This is a genomic window from Bradyrhizobium sp. 44, from assembly GCF_023073095.1.
GTDB lineage: Bacteria > Pseudomonadota > Alphaproteobacteria > Rhizobiales > Xanthobacteraceae > Bradyrhizobium.
The window spans coordinates 441,439-460,038 of sequence record NZ_JADPIY010000014.1; the positions used below are offsets into that span (position 1 = coordinate 441,439).

19 protein-coding genes are annotated in these 18,600 nt (G+C 64.4%); 9 read left to right on the forward strand and 10 right to left on the reverse strand.

All coding sequences use genetic code 11. From position 1 onward, the window contains the following. Positions 1–6 precede the first annotated feature (6 nt). Positions 7–1,035: an AraC family transcriptional regulator gene (locus IVB41_RS12980; RefSeq protein WP_247431653.1), complete on the forward strand. Its 1,029-nt coding sequence runs from the start codon at positions 7–9 to the stop codon at positions 1,033–1,035. 2 nt (positions 1,036–1,037) lie between these two features. Here IVB41_RS12980 and IVB41_RS12985 read toward each other — a convergent pair whose 3' ends face one another. Further along, positions 1,038–2,249 (reverse strand): NnrS family protein, encoded by a 1,212-nt coding sequence (locus tag IVB41_RS12985; protein ID WP_027570386.1) that lies wholly within the window; start codon positions 2,247–2,249, stop codon positions 1,038–1,040. Between the two features lie 128 nt (positions 2,250–2,377). Here IVB41_RS12985 and IVB41_RS12990 point away from each other — a divergent pair, with 128 nt between their 5' ends. Next, complete coding sequence (locus IVB41_RS12990; RefSeq protein WP_027570385.1) at positions 2,378–3,088, forward strand: Crp/Fnr family transcriptional regulator; 711 nt, start codon at positions 2,378–2,380, stop codon at positions 3,086–3,088. 87 nt (positions 3,089–3,175) lie between these two features. Here the strand turns inward: IVB41_RS12990 and IVB41_RS12995 are convergent, their stop codons facing one another. Both IVB41_RS12995 and hemN read right to left on the reverse strand, forming a co-directional pair. Continuing rightward, the gene (locus tag IVB41_RS12995; protein WP_007596228.1) at positions 3,176–3,373 is read right to left on the reverse strand and encodes a DUF1858 domain-containing protein; all 198 of its coding nucleotides are present in this window, start codon (positions 3,371–3,373) and stop codon (positions 3,176–3,178) included. Between the two features lie 101 nt (positions 3,374–3,474). After that, complete coding sequence (gene hemN, locus IVB41_RS13000) at positions 3,475–4,827, reverse strand: oxygen-independent coproporphyrinogen III oxidase (protein ID WP_247431656.1); 1,353 nt, start codon at positions 4,825–4,827, stop codon at positions 3,475–3,477. A 159-nt stretch (positions 4,828–4,986) separates the two neighbouring features. Between hemN and IVB41_RS13005 the strand changes: the two genes are divergently transcribed. The 3 genes from IVB41_RS13005 (at position 4,987) to IVB41_RS13015 (ending at position 7,456) form a co-directional block, all read left to right on the forward strand. Beyond that, complete coding sequence (locus tag IVB41_RS13005) at positions 4,987–5,193, forward strand: hypothetical protein (protein ID WP_247431659.1); 207 nt, start codon at positions 4,987–4,989, stop codon at positions 5,191–5,193. Positions 5,194–5,427: 234 nt separating this feature from the next. Then, positions 5,428–6,525, forward strand: a complete 1,098-nt coding sequence (nirK, locus tag IVB41_RS13010; protein WP_247431662.1) for a copper-containing nitrite reductase — start codon at positions 5,428–5,430, stop codon at positions 6,523–6,525. A 52-nt stretch (positions 6,526–6,577) separates the two neighbouring features. Further along, positions 6,578–7,456, forward strand: coding sequence for an SUMF1/EgtB/PvdO family nonheme iron enzyme (locus IVB41_RS13015; protein WP_247431665.1), 879 nt, complete (start codon positions 6,578–6,580; stop codon positions 7,454–7,456). A gap of 42 nt (positions 7,457–7,498) precedes the next feature. On the opposite strand, the gene IVB41_RS13020 is transcribed toward IVB41_RS13015, so the two are convergent. Genes IVB41_RS13020 through IVB41_RS13030 form a run of 3 tightly spaced genes read right to left on the reverse strand, consistent with a single transcriptional unit; the run spans position 7,499 to position 9,533 of the window. Continuing rightward, on the reverse strand, positions 7,499–8,134 hold the full coding sequence (locus tag IVB41_RS13020) for a GNAT family N-acetyltransferase (RefSeq protein ID WP_247401094.1): 636 nt from the start codon (positions 8,132–8,134) through the stop codon (positions 7,499–7,501). Positions 8,135–8,156: 22 nt separating this feature from the next. Continuing rightward, positions 8,157–8,807: a CoA transferase subunit B gene (locus tag IVB41_RS13025; RefSeq protein ID WP_027570379.1), complete on the reverse strand. Its 651-nt coding sequence runs from the start codon at positions 8,805–8,807 to the stop codon at positions 8,157–8,159. A gap of 18 nt (positions 8,808–8,825) precedes the next feature. After that, on the reverse strand, positions 8,826–9,533 hold the full coding sequence (locus IVB41_RS13030; protein WP_007596238.1) for a CoA transferase subunit A: 708 nt from the start codon (positions 9,531–9,533) through the stop codon (positions 8,826–8,828). Positions 9,534–9,823: 290 nt separating this feature from the next. Here IVB41_RS13030 and IVB41_RS13035 point away from each other — a divergent pair, with 290 nt between their 5' ends. The 4 genes from IVB41_RS13035 (at position 9,824) to IVB41_RS13050 (ending at position 15,141) form a co-directional block, all read left to right on the forward strand. Then, positions 9,824–11,749 (forward strand): AsmA family protein, encoded by a 1,926-nt coding sequence (locus IVB41_RS13035; RefSeq protein WP_247432849.1) that lies wholly within the window; start codon positions 9,824–9,826, stop codon positions 11,747–11,749. A 209-nt stretch (positions 11,750–11,958) separates the two neighbouring features. Further along, positions 11,959–13,344, forward strand: a complete 1,386-nt coding sequence (locus IVB41_RS13040) for an ABC transporter substrate-binding protein (RefSeq protein WP_027570377.1) — start codon at positions 11,959–11,961, stop codon at positions 13,342–13,344. Positions 13,345–13,420: 76 nt separating this feature from the next. Further along, complete coding sequence (locus tag IVB41_RS13045; protein WP_211394722.1) at positions 13,421–14,293, forward strand: carbohydrate ABC transporter permease; 873 nt, start codon at positions 13,421–13,423, stop codon at positions 14,291–14,293. Beyond that, positions 14,290–15,141 (forward strand): carbohydrate ABC transporter permease, encoded by an 852-nt coding sequence (locus IVB41_RS13050; RefSeq protein ID WP_027570375.1) that lies wholly within the window; start codon positions 14,290–14,292, stop codon positions 15,139–15,141. Before IVB41_RS13045 ends, IVB41_RS13050 begins: the two co-directional genes overlap by 4 nt. On the opposite strand, the gene IVB41_RS13055 is transcribed toward IVB41_RS13050, so the two are convergent. The 4 genes from IVB41_RS13055 to IVB41_RS13070 are packed head-to-tail and all read right to left on the reverse strand — an operon-like array spanning position 15,138 to position 18,548. Then, positions 15,138–15,638: a DUF6622 family protein gene (locus IVB41_RS13055; RefSeq protein ID WP_247431668.1), complete on the reverse strand. Its 501-nt coding sequence runs from the start codon at positions 15,636–15,638 to the stop codon at positions 15,138–15,140. The two genes, IVB41_RS13050 and IVB41_RS13055, sit on opposite strands and share 4 nt — an antisense overlap. A 12-nt stretch (positions 15,639–15,650) precedes the next feature. Continuing rightward, complete coding sequence (locus IVB41_RS13060) at positions 15,651–16,463, reverse strand: ABC transporter permease (RefSeq protein ID WP_247431671.1); 813 nt, start codon at positions 16,461–16,463, stop codon at positions 15,651–15,653. Positions 16,464–16,467: 4 nt separating this feature from the next. Next, entirely contained in the window at positions 16,468–17,382 is a 915-nt protein-coding gene (locus tag IVB41_RS13065) for an ABC transporter permease (RefSeq protein WP_247431674.1), read from the reverse strand. Continuing rightward, a complete protein-coding gene (locus tag IVB41_RS13070; protein ID WP_247431677.1) occupies positions 17,379–18,548 on the reverse strand; it encodes an ABC transporter ATP-binding protein in 1,170 nt (389 codons plus the stop codon). Before IVB41_RS13070 ends, IVB41_RS13065 begins: the two co-directional genes overlap by 4 nt. Positions 18,549–18,600 lie beyond the last annotated feature (52 nt).

Consider the following 18,600-nt stretch of genomic DNA (forward strand, 5'->3'; position numbering starts at 1 on the left):
GGTCGCATGACCGACCTCATTCGTAGCGCAGGCTTGAGCTATTACCCGGAGGTCGCCCGGTCGGTCGGGCTCGACCCCAAACAAATGATGCGCAAGGTCAGGCTGCCGCTGGCCTGCCTCGACAAGCCCGATACGCCCATTGCCGTCACCGGCCTGCGCCGCCTGCTCGAAATGTCGGCAGAGGCGTCCGGAGCCGAAGATTTCGGCTTGCGGCTTGCCGAGCGCGGCGGGCTGACCAATTTCGGCGCAGTCGGCCTGATCGTGCGCGAACAGGCGACCGTTGGTGAAGCCATCGAAGCCTTCTCGCGCTTCATCCCGATCCATCACGACGGCATGAAGCTGGATGTCACCCGCGACAAGCAGACCGTCACCGTCACGCTGCACCTGCGCGGCCGACAGCCGACCGCGCCGCGCCAGTCGATCGACATGGCGCTCGGCAGCGTCCACCGCATCATCCAGTCGCTGTTCGGCAGCGATTGGCGGCCGCAGGAAGTTCACCTGCACTACCCACCGCCGCTCGACCGCAAGCGCTACCGCGAGTTCTACGGCTGCCGTGTGACCTTCAATGCGGAGGACGATTCGATCCTGTTGTCGGCACACGACATGGAGCGCCGGATCCCGAGCGCGCATCCGCTGATCGCGAGCTATCTGCGCAAGCGGATCGAGGCGATCGAGACGCGGCCGGCAAGCTGGGAGGAGAAGGTCGACGAGGTCGTGCGTCTCCTGCTCGCCGGCGGCGACTGCACGGTCGAGCGCGTGGCCGAGCACCTCGCCTGCACCCGCCGCACCATCCACCGCCATCTCGCCGAAGCCGGCACCAGCTTCTCGGCCATCCTCGACGCGCAGCGCGCCGATCTCGCGGTCCAGCTGATCGACGACCCCGGCCGACCGCTGGCCGACATCGCCGTGCAGCTCGGCTTCTCCGCACAGAGCGCCATGGCCCGCTGGTTCCGCGGCCATTTCGGCTGCACAATCACCGCATGGCGCAAAGGCGTCCGGCCGCTGGAATCCCTGACCGCGGCGACCGCGGCTTGAATTCAGCGTGCCGGGACGGGCACGCCCATGATGGCGAGGGCGCGGCGACGGCTGCCGGCGAGCAGCGGACCGAACGCGATGGCAAAGCCGAGGAACGCAACGATCCAGCCGCACGCGGCAAGGTGCAGCAACGCATCGCTGTGCGCCGGCCAAACCACCGCCGCGACCCGCGCCAGCGCCGCGACGATGATCGCGGCATAGATGGCTTGTGTCGCCGGCGACGCCGTCAGCGCCTGTCCGGTATGGCCGAGACTCGCACGGGTCATCACCGCGAGCGTCATGGTTCCGGCCGCTCCCGCCATCCAGGCGTGGATGCCCGCGCTCGGCGGCAACGCGCCGAAGACGGCAAAAGCATGCAGGAGGAAGCCAAGCGGCACGAAGACATAGCCGACATGGAGAATCAGGAGCAACCGCTCGCGGAAGGTGCGATCACCGGCCCAGCGCGCAAGCCGCACCAGGTGCAGCACACCCACCAGCGCCATCACCGCCCCGGTAACCGTACTCAAGGGCGCGACGATCCACGCGATGATCGCAATTGCGCTGCACCCGATCACCACACCGTCAAAACGCCCGAACGGCACCGGCAGGCGGCCGGGGTTGAACTTGACCAGCCAGTTTCGGGTGAAACTCGGGATGATGCGGCCGCCGATCAGCGAGATCATCACAACGACCACGCCGATGCCGACGCGGATGCCGACATCGGCCGCACCCGCGTAATGCGCTTCGAGATGGAAGGCGACATTGCCTGCGAGCAACACGAGCACCAGCACCACCACAGGAAGGTTGCGCCAGTTGCCGCCGGCGATGATCTCGCGCGTTGCAGCAGCGACGACCAGCGTCAGGAAGGCGGCATCGACGGCAAGCGCAAACGCCCAGCCGATATCGGCAGACAGCGTCACCGCGACCCGACCGGCGAGCCAGACCGCCACCAGCGCGGCCAAGGACGTCCCCTGGATCGGCAGCCGCCCGGTCCAGTTCGGGATCGCCGTGAACAGGAATCCCGTGATCACCGCCGGCAGGAAGCCGTAGAGCATCTCATGGACGTGCCAGTCGCGCGGCGCGAAAGCGGAGCTCACCGACAATTCGCCATAGAACATCGGCAGCCATGCCAGGATCGAAAGCCCTGCCTGGATGGCGGCAAGCAGGAAAAAGGGCCGAAAGCTGTTCGCAAACAGCGGCCAGCCCTCAAAGTTGCGGGATCGGACGCCAGCCATGGGTCAACTCCAGTCGATTCAAATCGTCGCCTGGAAAAATACTGCCGTCCGGCCGGGTCGTTTTTGAGCTATCGCAAACACCCTGACGATTGCAGGTGTCATCACACTTCCAGCGCCAAGGAGGCAGAATGGCCAAGGTCGACACATCGCTGGTTGCGCATTTGCCGCTGTTTGGGGGTGTCAAACCGGAGGACCTCGAGGAGATCCTGCGCGAAGCCCGCTCAGTGCGCTATCCCAAGAACAGCGCCATTTTTGAGCAGGGCGCGGACGCGCAATCCTTCTTCCTGCTGCTGCACGGCCATGTTCGCGCGGCCAAGACCACACCGACCGGCGAGCAGATCGTGGTGCGCTATGTCGCGCCGGGCGAAACGTTCGGTCTCGCGATGGCGATCGGTGCCGCGCGCTATCCGGCCACGGCGATCGCGGTCGACGACAGCGTCGCACTGATCTGGCCGACCTCGGCATGGCCGCGACTGGTCGAGCGATTTCCCTCGCTTGCCGCCAACACGCTCCAGACCGTCGGCACGCGGCTCCAGGAGAGCCACACCCGGATCCTGGAAATGTCGACCCAGCAGGTCGAGCAGCGTGTCGCTCATGCGCTGCTGCGCCTCGCCAAACAATCCGGCAAGAAGCTCGACCACGGCATCGAGATCGATTTCCCGATCAGCCGCCAGGACATCGCGCAGATGACCGGCACCACGCTGCACACCGTGAGCCGCATCCTGAGCGGCTGGGAACAGCAGGGATTGGTCGAGAGCGGCCGTCAGCGCATCATCCTGCGCGATCCGCATGGGATCGTCGTGCTCGCGGAGCGGAGCCCCGACAGCGGCGCGGCGTGAAGCCAGGGGTGAAGGGTGCTTCCGCTTACGGCGAAAGCGCCCCTCACCCGGGAATCCGCACGCGGCCCGCGCGAATTCCAGACCGGTTCACGCCGGCACGCGGTCGCACAGCGCGGCGAGGAATTTGTCGCGATCGATGCCGTGCTCGCGGCAGGCGTCATCGACCGTGTGGAAGGTTGCGATCGGACAGCCAACGCAAGCCATCCTGAAGGCGAGAAACACGCGGATCGTGTGCGGCGCCGTGCGCATGATGTCATCGACCAGATCGTCGGATCCAAAAGGCATGGACAACAACTCCGTTCCGAAACCACGATAGCGGAGCGGGCGCGAGTCTCTTTGTCGAAGCGCAAGCTGGCCCGTCATTCCGGCATGACGGTAAGGTGATCTCACACCGCCCGGCTGTGCAACTGCTTCGCGGGATCCAGATGCGCGTCGAACGCGGCTGCGACGCTGCGCACGAGAAAGCGCGAGTCCTTTGCGACTGCGATGCGGTCGCCGTCCAGTCTCACGACGCCGTCGGAGATCAGCGGCTTCAGACGCGATGCCGATTTCAGCATTGCCCCGGCCTCTGCGCCATGACGCGCGCAGATATCGCCGAGATCGGCGCTGAACTCGCACATGATGCGTTCGATGATGTCGGCGCGCAGCCGGTCGTCGTCGGTGAGCCCATAGCCTTTAGCGGTGGCCAAATGACCCGCGGCGATGCTCTGCGCATATGCGCCGATCTGGACCTCGTTCTGGACATAGCCCTGCGGCAAATGTCCGATCGCGCTCGCGCCGAAGCCGAGCAGGACTTCGCCCTTGTCGGTGGTGTAGCCCTGAAAATTGCGCCGCAGCGTGCGTTGCTCGAAGGCCACAGCCATGGAATCGTCCGGCCGCGCGAAATGATCGAGCCCGATCTGCACATAACCGGCCTCCTTCAACGCATTGGCGATCGCGCAGGCCTGGTCGTGGCGCGCAAGGCCGTCGGGCAGCACGGCCTCGTTGATCATGCGCTGGTGCTTCTTGAAAGCAGGCACATGCGCGTAGCCGAACACCGAGAAGCGGTCGGGCCCAAGCTCGAGCGAACGTCGCACCGTATCCAGGCACGAGGCAACGGTCTGGTGCGGCAGTCCGTAGATCAAATCGAAGTTGATCCCGTTGATGCCGGCGCGCTGGAGCATGTCGACGACGGAAGCCGTCTGTTCAAAACTCTGCACACGGTTGATCGCGCGCTGCACGACAGGGTCGAAGCTCTGCACGCCCAGGCTCGCGCGATTGACCCCCGAGAGCCGCATGGCCTCGACCATGTCGGCCGTCAGCGTGCGGGGATCGATCTCGACCGCAATCTCGGCCGACGGCAGCACGAAGAAGGCTTGGCGCATCGCCGCCATCAACTCGGCAAAAGCCTCCGGCGCCATGATCGTCGGGGTGCCGCCACCGAAATGGATGTGCTCGACCTTGATGCGCCGGCCGATCGTCTCGGACACCTGCGCGATCTCGCTGCGCAGCGTACGCAGATAGGCCGCGATGAGACCGTCTCGACGAACGATCTGGGTATGGCAGCCGCAATACCAGCACATCTCGCGGCAGAACGGCACGTGCAGATAAAGCGACGCGCTGGCCGCCGCCGGGAGCTCCGCCAGCCACTGGGCGTAGGCACCCTCGCCAATCGCCGGCGAGAAATGCGGCGCGGTCGGGTAGCTCGTGTAGCGTGGCAGTCGTTCTTCGCCGTAGCTCGTCGCAAGATCGGCCCTCATATCTTACCCATTCGTCAATCAATGCTGCGCAGCGGGGCGGCGCATCCCGGATGGCACGAAATTACCCGTTTTCAGATGCGAAACCTTGCGCTCGCTCAAAGTCCCAGCACGGGATCGGAGCCATGGTGACATTTGATTATTGCCCTCTGGAGATAGGTTATGGCGTCGTTCGCGCTCGATCTCGTTCTGTGGCTCACCGGCGTTCGCGGCCATATCCCGCGCTTCGACGATTTTCGTCCGGTCCCCTCCACGCCTGCCGTTGGCGCCAGCCACCTGATACGCGTGATGGTCATCTCGGCCGCCGTCTTGGCCGCGTTGTCGCTCGCGGTTTGGGGCACGGTCTGGATTGCGATCCAGTTGCTCTAGCCGAGAACAATCCATCCGCAATACACGTAACTGAAGTGCGAGCGATTTGCGCTCGATGCGGCTGACGTCGCGCACCACCGCGTCTTTCGTATCGCCGATGCGGTCTTCGAAAACTCCCGAGGATTTTACCGGAGGCGAATTCGGCAAAAGCTTGTTGCAGCACAAACACGGTTGCCGCGATCGGCGCACACTGCATTCCGTCATCAAGACCATTTCAGATGAAGGATGCTTCCGATGTTCACCCGCCGAGCCGCATTGATCAGCGCCGCCGCCACCGCCTTGATGCTGGCGACACCCGCCTTGGCTGCCGACGATCTCAAACTGCCGCGCCAGAAGGTCGAGCTGGTCGCTCCGCCGTTCGTGCACGCGCATGAGCAAGCGACCAAGCAGGGCCCCAAGATCGTGGAATTCACGCTCACGATCGAGGAGAAGAAAGTCGTCATCGACGAGAAGGGAACCACCTTCCAGGCGATGACTTTCAACGGCTCGATGCCGGGTCCGATGATGGTCGTGCACGAGGGCGACTACGTCGAAACGACGCTGGTCAATCCCGCATCCAACTCCATGCCGCACAACATCGACTTCCATTCCGCGACCGGTGCGCTCGGCGGCGGTGCGCTCACGCTGGTCAATCCCGGCGAGCAGGTCGTCTTGCGCTGGAAGGCGACCAAGACCGGCGTGTTCGTCTACCATTGCGCACCGGGCGGCCCGATGATCCCCTGGCACGTCGTCTCCGGCATGAACGGCGCCGTGATGGTGCTGCCGCGTGACGGCCTCAACGACGGCAAGGGCCACGCACTGAAATACGACAAGGTCTATTATGTCGGCGAGCAGGACATGTACGTGCCGCGCGACGACAAGGGCAATTTCAAGTCCTATGAATCGCCGGGCGAAGCCTTCACCGAGACCGAAGAGGTGATGAAGAAGCTGATCCCCTCCCATGTGGTGTTCAACGGCAAGGTCGGCGCGCTCACCGGCAAAAATGCGCTCACCGCCAATGTCGGCGAGAACGTGCTGATCGTGCATTCGCAGGCCAATCGCGACAGCCGTCCGCATCTGATCGGCGGCCATGGCGATTATGTCTGGGAGACCGGCAAGTTCTCCAACGCGCCGGAGACGGGGCTCGAGACCTGGTTCATCCGCGGCGGCTCGGCGGGCGCTGCGCTGTACAAGTTCATGCAGCCCGGCATCTACGCCTATGTCACGCACAATCTGATCGAGGCCGCCGACCTCGGCGCCACCGCGCACTTCAAGGTCGAAGGCAAATGGAACGACGATCTGATGACGCAGGTGAAGGCTCCTGCCGATATCCCACCCCCCAACACCAACTAGACGTGATGAGGGCCGGTGATAACCGGCCCCCTTCTTCCTTGGGGGGATGACCATGCTGATCGCATTCAAGCTGAAACTGCTACTCGCCTGCGCCGCCGGGCTTGCAGGGCCGATCGCGGTGGCGCCGTTGGTATCGGACATTGGGACCCACGGCACCGCGATGGAGCCCGCCATCGTCAGGGTCGCGCCAGGCAGCCTGTCCTATCGCGAGGCCGGCGATTTCACGCGTGCCGGACAGCAAGCGGAAGCGCCGCTGCGCGCGATGCGCTTCGAGAGGCCGCTGCACATCATGCGGCATCAGGTCTCGTCATCCGACTATCAGATTTGCGTGCGGGAGGGAGCTTGCCGCGCGCTTGATCGCGGCGTGGCCATCGCCTCCGATCGACCCGCATTGCAGGTGAGCTGGCACGATGCCGAGGCGTATGCGGGTTGGCTCTCGCGCAAGACCGGTCACAGCTACCGCCTGCCGAGCGACGCGGAATGGGCTTTTGCGGCCGGCTCCAGATTCAGAGATGACGGCCTTCCGGTGGACGCAGCAGATCCATCGAAGCGCTGGATCGGTCGCTACGAGCGTGAATCCGAGCGCGACCTCTTCGACACGACCGCCTATCCCTTCGGCAAGTTCGGTTCAAACGAGCACAGCGTCGAAGATCTCGCCGGCAATGTCTGGGAGTGGACCTCGACCTGCTTCGTGCGCTCGCGCACCGACGCGGCCGGCAATACCGGCAAACCGACCGTGAACTGCGGCGTGCGCGTCGCCGAAGGTGCCCACCGCGCCTATGTCACGGATTTCATCCGCGACGCCCGCGCCGGCGGCTGCGCGCAAGGCGTACCGCCTGCCAATCTCGGCTTCCGCCTGGTGCGAGAGGAAACGTCCTGGGTCGCCAGCGTATCGGCGCGGTGGAGCAAGACGTGGGCGGCGAGGTCGTGAGTGATCGTAGCGTCATGGCCTCGCCAGCACGACGCCGGGAATTCACATCGCCCGCGCGAACATGCGAAAGCCCGGCGCACCGATGATCGCCTCGAAGGCAGGATCGCGCTTCTCCTCGGCAAGGACAAAGCCGGCCTTGGCATAAGCGCGCTCGGCGGGCTCGTTGCCGATCAGGAACGATATTGTCGCCCGGGCAAATCCAGCCGCCCGCCCCTTCTCCAGCGCATGCGCGATCAGCGACTGCGCGAGACCGCGACCACGATAGGCGGGATCAGTCGCGACATACTCGATCATCCAATCGCCCTCACCGCCCTGAACCCAGCAGGCGCGCGTGTAGCCGCCACGTTGGCGGATGGCGGCAAGCTCAGGCGGGGCGAGCCCGGTCGCGGCAGCGATCTCTTCGATGGCACGCCAAGCTGCTGGTCCCGTGCCGTCCGCCGGTAGCGCACACAAGGCAGCCGCAGGCTTGTCATCGATCTCGGCGACCAGAAATTCCGAGACGTGCCACATCGACACCGCGCGCGCGACCACGATGCGCGCGACGAACTCGCGGCACTGCGCCTCCGGCAAACCGAGCGCAACGTCGAACCAGCCGCGCGGCCGGTAGCCGCGTTGCGATGACAGGATGGTTTGCGCGATGAAATCGGCGTCTTCGGGACGCGCAGACCGTATCGTCATGCGCGCCCCCTTCGCGAAAACCTTACGTGTTCTTCAGTGCGACGCGGAATTCGGCTTCGGTCTTGGCCTTGACCTCGTCGAGCGAGACGCCGTCGGCGAGCTCGATCAGCGCCATACCGCCGTTGCCGTGCTTGTCGATGGTGAAGACGGCCAGATCGGTCACGACCATGTCGACCACGCGCTCGCCGGTCAGCGGCAAATTGCACTGCTTCAGGAGCTTTGGACCGTCCTTCGCCGAATGCTCCATCACAACGACCACGCGCTTGACGCCGGCGACGAGATCCATCGCGCCGCCCATGCCCTTGACCATCTTGCCGGGGATCATCCAGTTTGCGAGATCGCCGTTCTGGGCCACCTGCATCGCACCGAGGATCGACAGATCCATGTGGCCGCCACGGATCATACCGAAGGAATCCGCGCTCGAGAAATACGAGGTCGACGGCAGCTCGCTCACGGTCTGCTTGCCGGCGTTGATGAGATCGGCGTCCTCTTCACCCTCATAGGGGAACGGGCCCATGCCGAGCATGCCGTTCTCGCTCTGGAGGCTGACGTCCATGCCGTCCGGGATGTAGTTCGAGACCAGCGTCGGGATGCCGATGCCGAGGTTGACGTAGTAGCCGTCACGCAATTCCTTCGCGGCGCGCGCAGCCATCTGTTCACGGGTCCAGGCCATGTGGTTCTCCTGATACGCTTAAGCGGCGGTGCGCGGGCGGGTGTTGCGGAATTCGATGCGCTTCTTGGCCGTTCCGACCTCGACGATGCGCTTGACGAAAAGACCGGGCGTGTGGATGTGGTCGGGATCGAGTTCGCCGGCCGGAACCAAATGCTCGACCTCGGCCACAGTGACTTTAGCGGCGGTCGCCATCATTGGGTTAAAGTTGCGCGCGGTCTTGCGGTAGATGAGGTTACCTGCGGTGTCGCCCTTCCAGGCGTGCACGATGGCGAGGTCGGCGAACAGGCCGCGCTCCATCAGGTATTTCTGCCCGTCGAATTCCTTCACTTCCTTGCCTTCGGCGATCAGCGTGCCGACGCCGGTCTTGGTGTAGAAGGCCGGAATGCCGGCGCCGCCCGCGCGAATGCGCTCGGCCAGCGTGCCCTGCGGATTGAATTCGAGTTCCAGCTCGCCGGCGAGGAATTGCTGGGCAAACAGCTTGTTCTCGCCGACATAGGACGAGATCATCTTCTTGATCTGGCGGGTTTCGAGCAGGCGGCTGAGGCCAATGCCGTCGACGCCGGCATTGTTCGAAACCACCGTCAGGTCCTTGACGCCGGAGTCGCGGATCGCGTCCGACAGCGTCTCGGCGATGCCGCAGAGGCCGAAGCCGCCCGACATGATCATCATGCCGTCTTTCAGAACGCCCTCGAGAGCCGACTTGGCGTCGGGATAGACCTTGTTCATGCAAATAACCTTCGAGTGAACCTTCGGCTTGCAGGCGTCGCGCCTTAGTGGCGGCGATTATTAGGCGAAATCGTCCGAAGCCGTCAATGATACGGGGTTCTCCGCTCCGCCCCTGGGTGATAGAAGCTGCCCAAGCCGTGGGCGCAACCGTTCCCGCGGCCTTGAAAGCGACAAGAAAACCCATCAAGTTGCGGCACTTAACACAATAGGTCTTGGGCATGGGGGCGCGCAGGTTTCCCGGCCCGCCTTCTGGCTCCAGCGACCAACCCGATCAGGACATGCCATTGACCATGGCCCAAGGAATGAAGCGCCTCGGGACGCCGATCGCGGCGCTGCTCGGCGTGGCGCTGATCGCCCTGATCGCGACCTCATGGCTCATCAATCGCGACGCACTGCGCAAGGCGGTGGAAACGCAGATCCGCGATGTCACCGGACTCGAGGTCAATGTCGCAGGCGCGATCGACATTTCGGTGCTGCCGGCAAGCTACATCTCCTTCCATGACGTCGGCCTGAAGGGCGGCGGCACCAGCGATCCCGCGCTCCATGTCGACGTGCTCACCGCGAACCTGCGGCTGCTGCCGCTGCTGCTGCAACGGTTCGAGATCGCCGACCTGACGCTGCTGCGGCCGCGCATCCATGTCAGCCTGAAGCCGGACGGCGAAAGCAACTGGACCCCGTTCATCCAGACCATCGCGCGCACCATGAAGCCCGGCGCCGAGAATCAGGTGTCGTTCTCCGAGATCCGGATCCAGGACGGCGTGCTCGATTACGAGGACGCTGCCACGCATGGCACCGAGAAATTCGAGGACATCGACCTGTCGCTGGCCTGGCCCTCGATCTCGCGCTCCTTCGCCGCGACCGGACAGTTCGACTGGCGCGGCGAACGGGTCGACGGCTCGATCAGCTTTTCCGATTTCGTCGCCGCGCTCTCCGGCGAGCGCTCGGGGTTGAAGGCGCGGATCGCGAGCGCACCGCTCAAGCTCGCCTTCGACGGCAGCGTCGCCAACCGCACCAGCCCGATGATGGAGGGCACGCTCACCATCGACAGCCCGTCCTTGCGCAACGCGCTGCGCTGGACCGGCCAGCCGCAGCCCGCCAGCGGCGGCTTCGGCCGCTTCGCGCTGAAGGCGCGGGCCAATGTCGTCGGCGCCTCGATCGCGCTCACCAACGTCAATGTCGAGCTCGACGGCAACACCGCCGAGGGCGTGATGACCTACGCCAATAACGGCCGGCAGACGCTGCAGGCGACGCTCGCAGCCGACGCGCTCGACTTCACACCCTACATCTCGACCTTCCGCCTGCTCGCGAGCGGCGCGCGCGACTGGAACAGGCAGCTGTTCGACCTCAACGCCCTCTCGACCACCGACCTCGACATGCGCCTGTCGGCAGCCAAGCTGACGGTCGGGGCGTCGAAACTCGGCCGCACCGCGATCGGCGCGAATCTGCGCAACGGCACGCTGGCGCTCTCGGTCGGCGAGGCCCAAGTCTATGGCGGCATCGCCAAGGGCTCGTTCGGCATCGCGCGCTCCGACACCGTCGCCGACATCAAGGCGCAGTTCCAGTTCACCGACGTCGACCTTCAGGCCTGCGCCTCCGAGCTGTTCGGTATCAACAAGCTGTCCGGGCGCGGCAACATCAACGTCTCGCTCCTCGCGTCCGGCTCGAGCCCGTTCGGCCTCGTGCAGTCGCTCGACGGCAGCGCCACCGTGACCGGGCATGACGGTGCGATCGCGGGCTTCAATGCCGAGCAGCTCCTGAAGCGGCTCGAGCGGCGGCCGCTGTCCGGCGGCGGCAATTTCCGCAACGGCTCCACCCCTTACGACAATCTCACTATCGCGGTGAAGTTCTCCGATGGCGTGGCCACCGCCGAGGACATCCGCGTCGAGGGACCTGCGGCGAAGATCACGATGACCGGCACCGCCTCGGTGCCGACGCGCGAATACGACATGAAGGGCGTGGCCAGCCTCAACAGCGCGTCGGGGTTCGAATTGCCCTTCGTCGTGCAGGGCCCCTGGGACGATCCCCTGGTGTTCCCCGACCCGGAAAGCCTGATCCGCCGCTCGCCGGCCTCAGCGCCCCTGCTCGACATGCTGAAAGACCGCAAGCCGGGCGACGCGGTGCGCTCCGCGATCGAGCGTATCACGGGGACCGGAAAACGTCCCGCACCGGCCGAAGCGCCGACAGCGGAGAACGCCAAGGGCGCGAAGTCCAACTGAGGACGGCGATCAAGCGGCACCAGCCGATCGACGCAGAATTGATCAGGGCGAATTGATGCAGCGATTGGATCGATGCGCGCATTAAGCATCTCCTCTCGCCCGACACCCCACGACCTATGTCTGACAAGAAGCCGCTAGATCGTACCACGGCCATGCGCTAGTGTTTTATACGACCGGTTAAAAACACCGGCCGTTTGAGGGAGAAAAACGTGAAATCCAAGGTTATTGGCGCAGTATCACTGGCGGTCGCTGCGGCCGGGCTGTTTGCAGCCGCTGCACCCGCATTTGCGCAGCAGAAGACGATTACGGTCTGGTGGGGCAAGGGCTTCTACCGCTCCGAAGACGACGCGCTGCTCGATACGATCAAGAAGTTCGAAGCCAAGACCGGCATCAAGGTCGAATTGTCGCAGTACGCGATCCAGGACATGATTCCGAAGACGGTCGCCGCACTCGATTCAGGCACCGTGCCCGATGTTGCCTATTCCGACACCTACGACGTGCAGGTGCAGGGCAAGTGGGCCTACGAAGGCAGGCTCGAGGACCTCTCCGACATCATGGAGCCGATCAAGGATCGGTTCGTGCAGAACACGCTGGATGCGTCGATCCTCTATAACGACGTCACCAAGAAGAAGGCCTATTACGGCTTCCCGCTGAAGCAGCAGAGCATGCATGTCGAGATCTGGAACGACATGCTGGAGAAGGCCGGCTTCAAGCTCGCCGACATCCCGACCGACTGGGAAGGCTACTGGACGTTCTGGTGCGACAAGGTGCAACCGGGGATCCGCAAGGCGACGGGCCAGCGCGTCTACGGCGTCGGCCAGCCGATGGGCGTGGAATCCACCGACGCCTTCCAGTCGTTCTACACCTTCATGGATGCCTATCACGTCAAGCTGGTCGACGACGACGGCAAGCTCACGGTCGACGATCCCAAGGTCCGCGAGAACCTGATCAAGGCGATGAAGGACTACACCGACACCTACATCAAGGGCTGCACCCCGCCGTCCTCGACGACCTGGAAGGATCCCGACAACAACGTCGCGTTCCACAACAAGACCATCGTGATGACCCACAACTTCACGATCTCGATCGCGGCGAAGTGGTTCGAGGACTCCCAGAACCAGGCGCTCACGCCCGAGCAGCGCGAAGCCGGCAAGAAGGCCTATGGCGAGGACATTATCACTGCGTCCTTCCCGAAGGCTCCGGACGGTTCGACGATCCGCTACCGCTCGGACGTCAAGACCGGACTGGTCTTCTCCGTGGCCAAGAACAAGGCCGAGGCCAAGCAGTTCATCGCCTTCCTGCTCCAGGAAGAGAACGTCCGGCCCTATATCGAGGGTGCGCTCGGCCGCTGGTTCCCGGTGACGAAGGAAAGCCAGGAGAGCCCGTTCTGGCAGGCCGACCGGCATCGCAAGGCGGTCTACGCGCAGTTCAAGGGCGGCACCGCCCCGTTCGACTTCACCAAGAACTGGAAGTTCACCATCCTGAACAACGAGAACGTCTGGGCCAAGGCGATGAACCGCGTCGTCAGCGAGAAGGTGCCGGTGGACAAGGCGGTCGACGAGCTGATCGCTCGCATCAAGGCGGTCGCGGGCTGATCCCGGACTGCAATAAGGTATATGCTAATACCGGTCGCGGCTCTCCGCGACCGGTTGCTTTCGGTGGGTATGCGATATGGCGATCACACTTTCCGGCTCAGACACAATTCCGGCCCCTCCCCTATCGGCGCGCCTGACCACGCAGCAGGTCTGGGGCATCTTGCTGCTTGTGCCCTATCTACTCGTCTTCCTGGCCTTCGTCGTCTATCCCGTCGGCTACGGCCTGTGGCTGGCGCGCAATCCGGCGAACTATGTCGCTCTGTACAACGACCCGATCTTCGCGCGCGCCGCGGTCAACACGCTGATCTTCCTGGTCATCGGCATCAACGTGAAGATGCTGATCGCGCTGTTCCTGTCCGGCTTCTTCGCGCAGCAGCGCCCCTGGATCAAATGGCTGTCGGTGATCTTCATCCTGCCTTGGGCGGTGCCGTCGATCCCGACCATCCTGTCGGTCCGCTTCATGCTCAATCCGGAATGGGGCATGGTCAACCATTTCATCTTCTCCCTCACCGGCGATGACGGCCCGAACTGGCTGAACGACCCGACGGTCGCGCTGACCATGGCGATCGCCGTGCATATCTGGAAGTCGCTGCCGTTCTGGACGCTGATCCTGCTGACCGGGCGGCTCGCGATCCCGCAGGATCTGTACGAGGCGTCCGAAGTCGACGGCGCCAGTCCGTGGCAGAAATTCCGCTTCATCACCTGGCCGTCGATGCAGATGCTCTACGTCACCTGCACGCTGCTCTCGATGATCTGGACGCTCGGCGACTTCAACAGCGTCTATCTGCTCACCGGCGGCGGGCCGGCCGACCTCACGCATGTGCTGTCGACGCTCGGCATCCGCTATCTCCGGCTCGACCAGCTCTCGCTTGCGATGGCCTCCATCGTCTGCGCGATACCGTTCGTGCTGCCGCTGATGTACTTCATGATGAAACGGTTGTCGCGATGAAGCTTCCCACCCTCCGCGAAGTTGGCACCGAAGCCAAGCTCCTGCTGATCGGCATCCCGGTCTTCATCTGGACCATGATTCCGATCTACCACATGTTCCTCTTCGCGATCTCGCCGAAGGAGGACGCGTTCTCGGGCAAGCTGTGGCCGGATCATCCGACGCTGCACAACTTTCACATCGTGTTCTACCAGGAGCACTATTTCCTGCGCGACTTCTGGATCCAGTTCTGGAACTCGACTGTGATCGCACTGGCCGCCGGCGCGCTGACCTTGTTCATCGCGACCGCCGCCGCATTCTCGATCTCGCGGCTTAAGGTGCCGGGCGGCCGCTGGGTGATGAATCTCGCGCTGTTCACCTACTTCATCCCGGCGGCGTTCCTCGCCGTGCCGATGTACCGCACCATGGGCACTTACGGCCTGCTCAACAATCACTGGTCGCTGATCCTGGCCATGGTGACGATCGCCTCGCCTTATGCGATCTGGGTGCTGAAGCAGGCGTCCGACAAGCTGCCGGTCGAGCTCGACGAGGCCGCCGTGATGGACGGCGCGACCACGCTGCAGCTGTTCCGCTTGGTCTATGTGCCGCTGATGATGCCCTCGCTGGTCGCGATCGGCACCTATGCCGTGCTGCTGGCCTGGAACGAATATCTCTACGCGTTCCTGCTCTTGTCCAAGGACACCGACATCACACTGCCGGTCGCGCTCGGCAACTTCCTCGCCGCCGACGACTCGCCGTGGGAGCTGTTGATGACCACCGGCTTCATCTACGCGCTGCCGCCGGCCGCGGTCTATTACGCCTTCAAGCGCTACATGGTGGGCGGGCTCACGGCAGGTGCGGTGAAGTCCTAAACATCGGCCGCGCTCTTGCGGCGATACGCGATCAGAAGCGCGATCGTCGAGCCGATGAAATAGCCCGCGGTCGCGCCCGAAATCGCGCGGCCGGCGATGAAGGCCAGCGCGCGATCGCCGGCATTGATCGCCGTGATCACGCCAACTGTGTACTGCAGAGAGAACACGACGAGATTGCGGACCAGCGCAAACGCGCTGCCGGGACGAATGATCTCCCCGGTCGTGTGATCGACATCGAACGGACGCGGCGTCAGCACGCCGAGCGGCAGCAGCACCAGTGCCGCCGCGATCCAGGCGACCAGTGGCCACGTGCCGTCCTGATGTCCAGAGCCGATCCGTGAGACGCCCCAGACGATGAACACGACCGGCACGATCAGCGCACGCCAGATCGGCGTCCTGCGCGGCTGCATCGCCTTGATGCCCTGCCAGACCAGATAGGCGAACAACGCGAAGACCCAGAGCGGCGTGTGGACGAGCACCTGGTAGGTGAATGTCACGATGCCTCCCGTCTAAAGCGCCGCCGCGCTCTCGCCCTGCGAGCTCGACAGTTTCGAGGCGAGCGAGGCGATCACGATGACGGCCGCGATCAAGGCGATCACCAGCGTGCAGATCGCGTTGATCTCGGGCTTCACGCCCAGCCGCACCTCCGAATAGATCCGGATCGGCAGCGTCGCCGAGCCCGGTCCGGTGGTGAAGCTCGCGATCACGAGATCGTCCAGCGACAGCGTGAAGGCGAGCATCCAGCCCGCGACGATCGCGGGCGCGATCAGCGGCAGCGTCACGACCACGAACGCGCGCACGGGATCGCAGCCGAGGTCCATCGCGGCCTCTTCCAAGGAGCGGTCGAGCGAGCCGAGGCGGGACTGCACGACGACGGCGACGAAGCACATCGTCAGCGTGGTGTGCGCGATCGTCACCGTCCAGAAGCCGCGCTCGGCGTTCAGCGCCACGAACAGCAACAATAGCGACAATCCGGTAATCACCTCCGGCATCACCAGCGGCGCATAGAGCATGCCGGAGAACAGGGTGCGGCCACGGAACCGCTCGCCGCGCGACAGCGCCAATGCGGCGAGCGTGCCGATCAGGGTCGCAATGGTCGCCGACGAAACCGCGACGCGCAGGCTCATCCAGGCCGCCTCGATCATGGCACGGTCATTGAAAAACTCGTGATACCAGCGCAGCGACCAGCCGCCCCACACCGTCACCAGCCGCGAGGCGTTGAAGGAATAGATGACGAGGATCAGGATCGGCAGGTAGAGGAAGGCCAGACCCAGCGCGAGCGAGGCGACGTTGAAGCGTGACAGGCGGGAGACTTTGCGCATCGCCTCACCGCCCCTGTTCCAGCTGCCGCTTCTGCAGCCGTTCATATAGCAGCAGCGGCACCAGCAGCACCAGCAGCAGCACGATGGCCGCGGCGGAGGTGACCGGCCAATCCTTGTTGGTGAAGAACTCGAGCCACAAGGTCTGGCCGATCATCAGCGCATTGGAGCCGGCCAGGAGATCCGGAATGACGAACTCGCCGACGATGGGGATGAAGCACAGCAGCACGCCGGCGCCGACGCCGGGCAGCGACAGCGGGAAGGTGACGAGCCAGAACACCTGCCAGCGCGGCGCGCCGAGATCGGAGGCGGCCTCCTCCAGCGCGGGCTCCATTTTGGCCAGCGTGGCGTACAGCGGCAGGATCATGAACGGCAGGTAGGAATAAACGATGCCGATATACATCGCGCTGTCGGTGGAGAGCCACACCACCGGCTGGCTGACCAGATGCAGCGCCAGCAGGATCTGGTTGAGCAGGCCGTCGTGCTGGAGGATGTTGATCCAGGCATAGATCCGGATCAGGAACGAGGTCCAGAACGGCACGATCACCAGCACCATCGCCACGGCCTGCCAGCGCGCCGGCAGCCGCGCCATGGCGTAGGCGATGGGATAGCCGATCAGGAGCAACAGCGCGGTCGCAATGACGGCGACGGTGAGGCTACGCACATAGGCGAACACGTAGATGTCGTCGGAGACGAGCAGCCTGAAATTGTCGATCGACAACGCGGCAAAGGCGGTCTTCAGCGCCCCCCATCCCGCCATCAGGTCGAACACCGGCTCGTAAGGCGGCTGCGCGATCGCCGTCTGCGACAGGCTGATCTTCAGCACGAAGCCGAACGGCACCAGGAAGAACAGCACCATCCAGACATAGGGCGCGATCGCGGCAAGGCGAGCCGGTCGCGCGAAGATGCGGCGCGCGCTCATGACGGCAGCACCACGCAGTCGTCGGGCGTGAACCAGGCGACGACAGGCTGGTTCAGGCTGTAGGCGTCGACGTCGAGGCGCGCGCTGTTGGCGACCGAAGCCTGCACCATCCCGCCGGCGTCGAGCTTCACCTTGTAGGTGGTGGTGCCGCCGAGATAGCAGATGTCGGCAATCACGCCGTCGAGCTGGTTGATCGCCGTTTCATGACCGGCTTCCCTCACCGGACCACGGCGCGAGAGCTTGACCTTTTCGGGGCGGATCGCAACCGATAATCTGACCTCGCCGAACGGCTCGCGCGGCTCCGCCACCACCAGCGGTCCCGCATCGCGCGTGCCTATCACCAGGCGATGACCGTCGCGCAATTTGGACTCGGCGTCGAACAAATTGACGTCGCCGACAAACTCCGCGATCCAGCGCGAGCGTGGCGCCTCGTAGAGTTCGCGCGAGCTAGCAACCTGCGCGAGCTTGCCGTCTCTCATCACGCCGATCCGGCTCGCCATCGTCATCGCCTCTTCCTGATCGTGGGTGACGATGATGAAGGTCATGCCGAGCCGGCGCTGAAGCTCCATCAGCTCGCCTTGGGTACTCTCGCGCAGCTTCTTGTCCAGCGCTGCGAGCGGCTCATCGAGCAGAAGGAGCTGCGGCCGCCGCGCCAGTGCACGCGCCAACGCCACACGTTGGCGCTGCCCCCCGGAGAGCTGGTCGGGCTTGCGCTTCTCGAGCCCGTCGAGCTTCACCAGCGCGACCATCTCCGCCACACGCGTGGCAATGTCGGCGCGCGCCATGCCGGCGCGCTTCAGGCCGAAGGCGATGTTGTCGCGCACCGACAGGTGCGGAAACAGCGCGTAGTTCTGGAACATCATGTTGATCGGCCGCTCATGCGGCAGCGCCTGCGCGATGTCCTTGCCGCCGAGCAGGATGCGTCCTTGATCCGGCGCTTCGAAACCGGCGAGCATGCGCAGAAGCGTGGTCTTGCCGCAGCCGCTGGGGCCGAGCAGCGCAAAGAACTCGCCGGTCTTGATGTCGAGCGACACGCCGTCGACGGCCCGGAACGTCCCGAAGGTCTTGGCGACGCCCTCGATGCGCAGCAGCGGCTCGCTGGCCGCGAACTGCGTCTCTCCGACCGGATCCGCAGCGGCGTCTGTTCTGGCCAACTCGTCAGTCATGGTCCCTGCCAACCTCAATCCCGCCGCACGCTAGCGGCCGATCGTCCCTCAC

Coding starts and splice junctions, on each gene's coding strand:
- IVB41_RS13025 (WP_027570379.1), bottom strand. CDS start 8,807: ATGGCCTGGACCCGTGAACAGATGGCTGCGCGCGCCGCGAAGGAATTG.
- IVB41_RS12995 (WP_007596228.1), bottom strand. CDS start 3,373: ATGCCTTTTGGATCCGACGATCTGGTCGATGACATCATGCGCACGGCG.
- IVB41_RS13070 (WP_247431677.1), bottom strand. CDS start 18,548: ATGACTGACGAGTTGGCCAGAACAGACGCCGCTGCGGATCCGGTCGGA.
- hemN (WP_247431656.1), bottom strand. CDS start 4,827: ATGAGGGCCGATCTTGCGACGAGCTACGGCGAAGAACGACTGCCACGC.
- IVB41_RS13045 (WP_211394722.1), top strand. CDS start 13,421: ATGGCGATCACACTTTCCGGCTCAGACACAATTCCGGCCCCTCCCCTA.
- IVB41_RS13065 (WP_247431674.1), bottom strand. CDS start 17,382: ATGAGCGCGCGCCGCATCTTCGCGCGACCGGCTCGCCTTGCCGCGATC.
- IVB41_RS13020 (WP_247401094.1), bottom strand. CDS start 8,134: ATGACGATACGGTCTGCGCGTCCCGAAGACGCCGATTTCATCGCGCAA.
- IVB41_RS13035 (WP_247432849.1), top strand. CDS start 9,824: ATGGCCCAAGGAATGAAGCGCCTCGGGACGCCGATCGCGGCGCTGCTC.
- IVB41_RS13030 (WP_007596238.1), bottom strand. CDS start 9,533: ATGAACAAGGTCTATCCCGACGCCAAGTCGGCTCTCGAGGGCGTTCTG.
- IVB41_RS12985 (WP_027570386.1), bottom strand. CDS start 2,249: ATGGCTGGCGTCCGATCCCGCAACTTTGAGGGCTGGCCGCTGTTTGCG.
- IVB41_RS13060 (WP_247431671.1), bottom strand. CDS start 16,463: ATGCGCAAAGTCTCCCGCCTGTCACGCTTCAACGTCGCCTCGCTCGCG.
- IVB41_RS12990 (WP_027570385.1), top strand. CDS start 2,378: ATGGCCAAGGTCGACACATCGCTGGTTGCGCATTTGCCGCTGTTTGGG.
- IVB41_RS13050 (WP_027570375.1), top strand. CDS start 14,290: ATGAAGCTTCCCACCCTCCGCGAAGTTGGCACCGAAGCCAAGCTCCTG.
- IVB41_RS13005 (WP_247431659.1), top strand. CDS start 4,987: ATGGCGTCGTTCGCGCTCGATCTCGTTCTGTGGCTCACCGGCGTTCGC.
- IVB41_RS12980 (WP_247431653.1), top strand. CDS start 7: ATGACCGACCTCATTCGTAGCGCAGGCTTGAGCTATTACCCGGAGGTC.
- IVB41_RS13015 (WP_247431665.1), top strand. CDS start 6,578: ATGCTGATCGCATTCAAGCTGAAACTGCTACTCGCCTGCGCCGCCGGG.
- nirK (WP_247431662.1), top strand. CDS start 5,428: ATGTTCACCCGCCGAGCCGCATTGATCAGCGCCGCCGCCACCGCCTTG.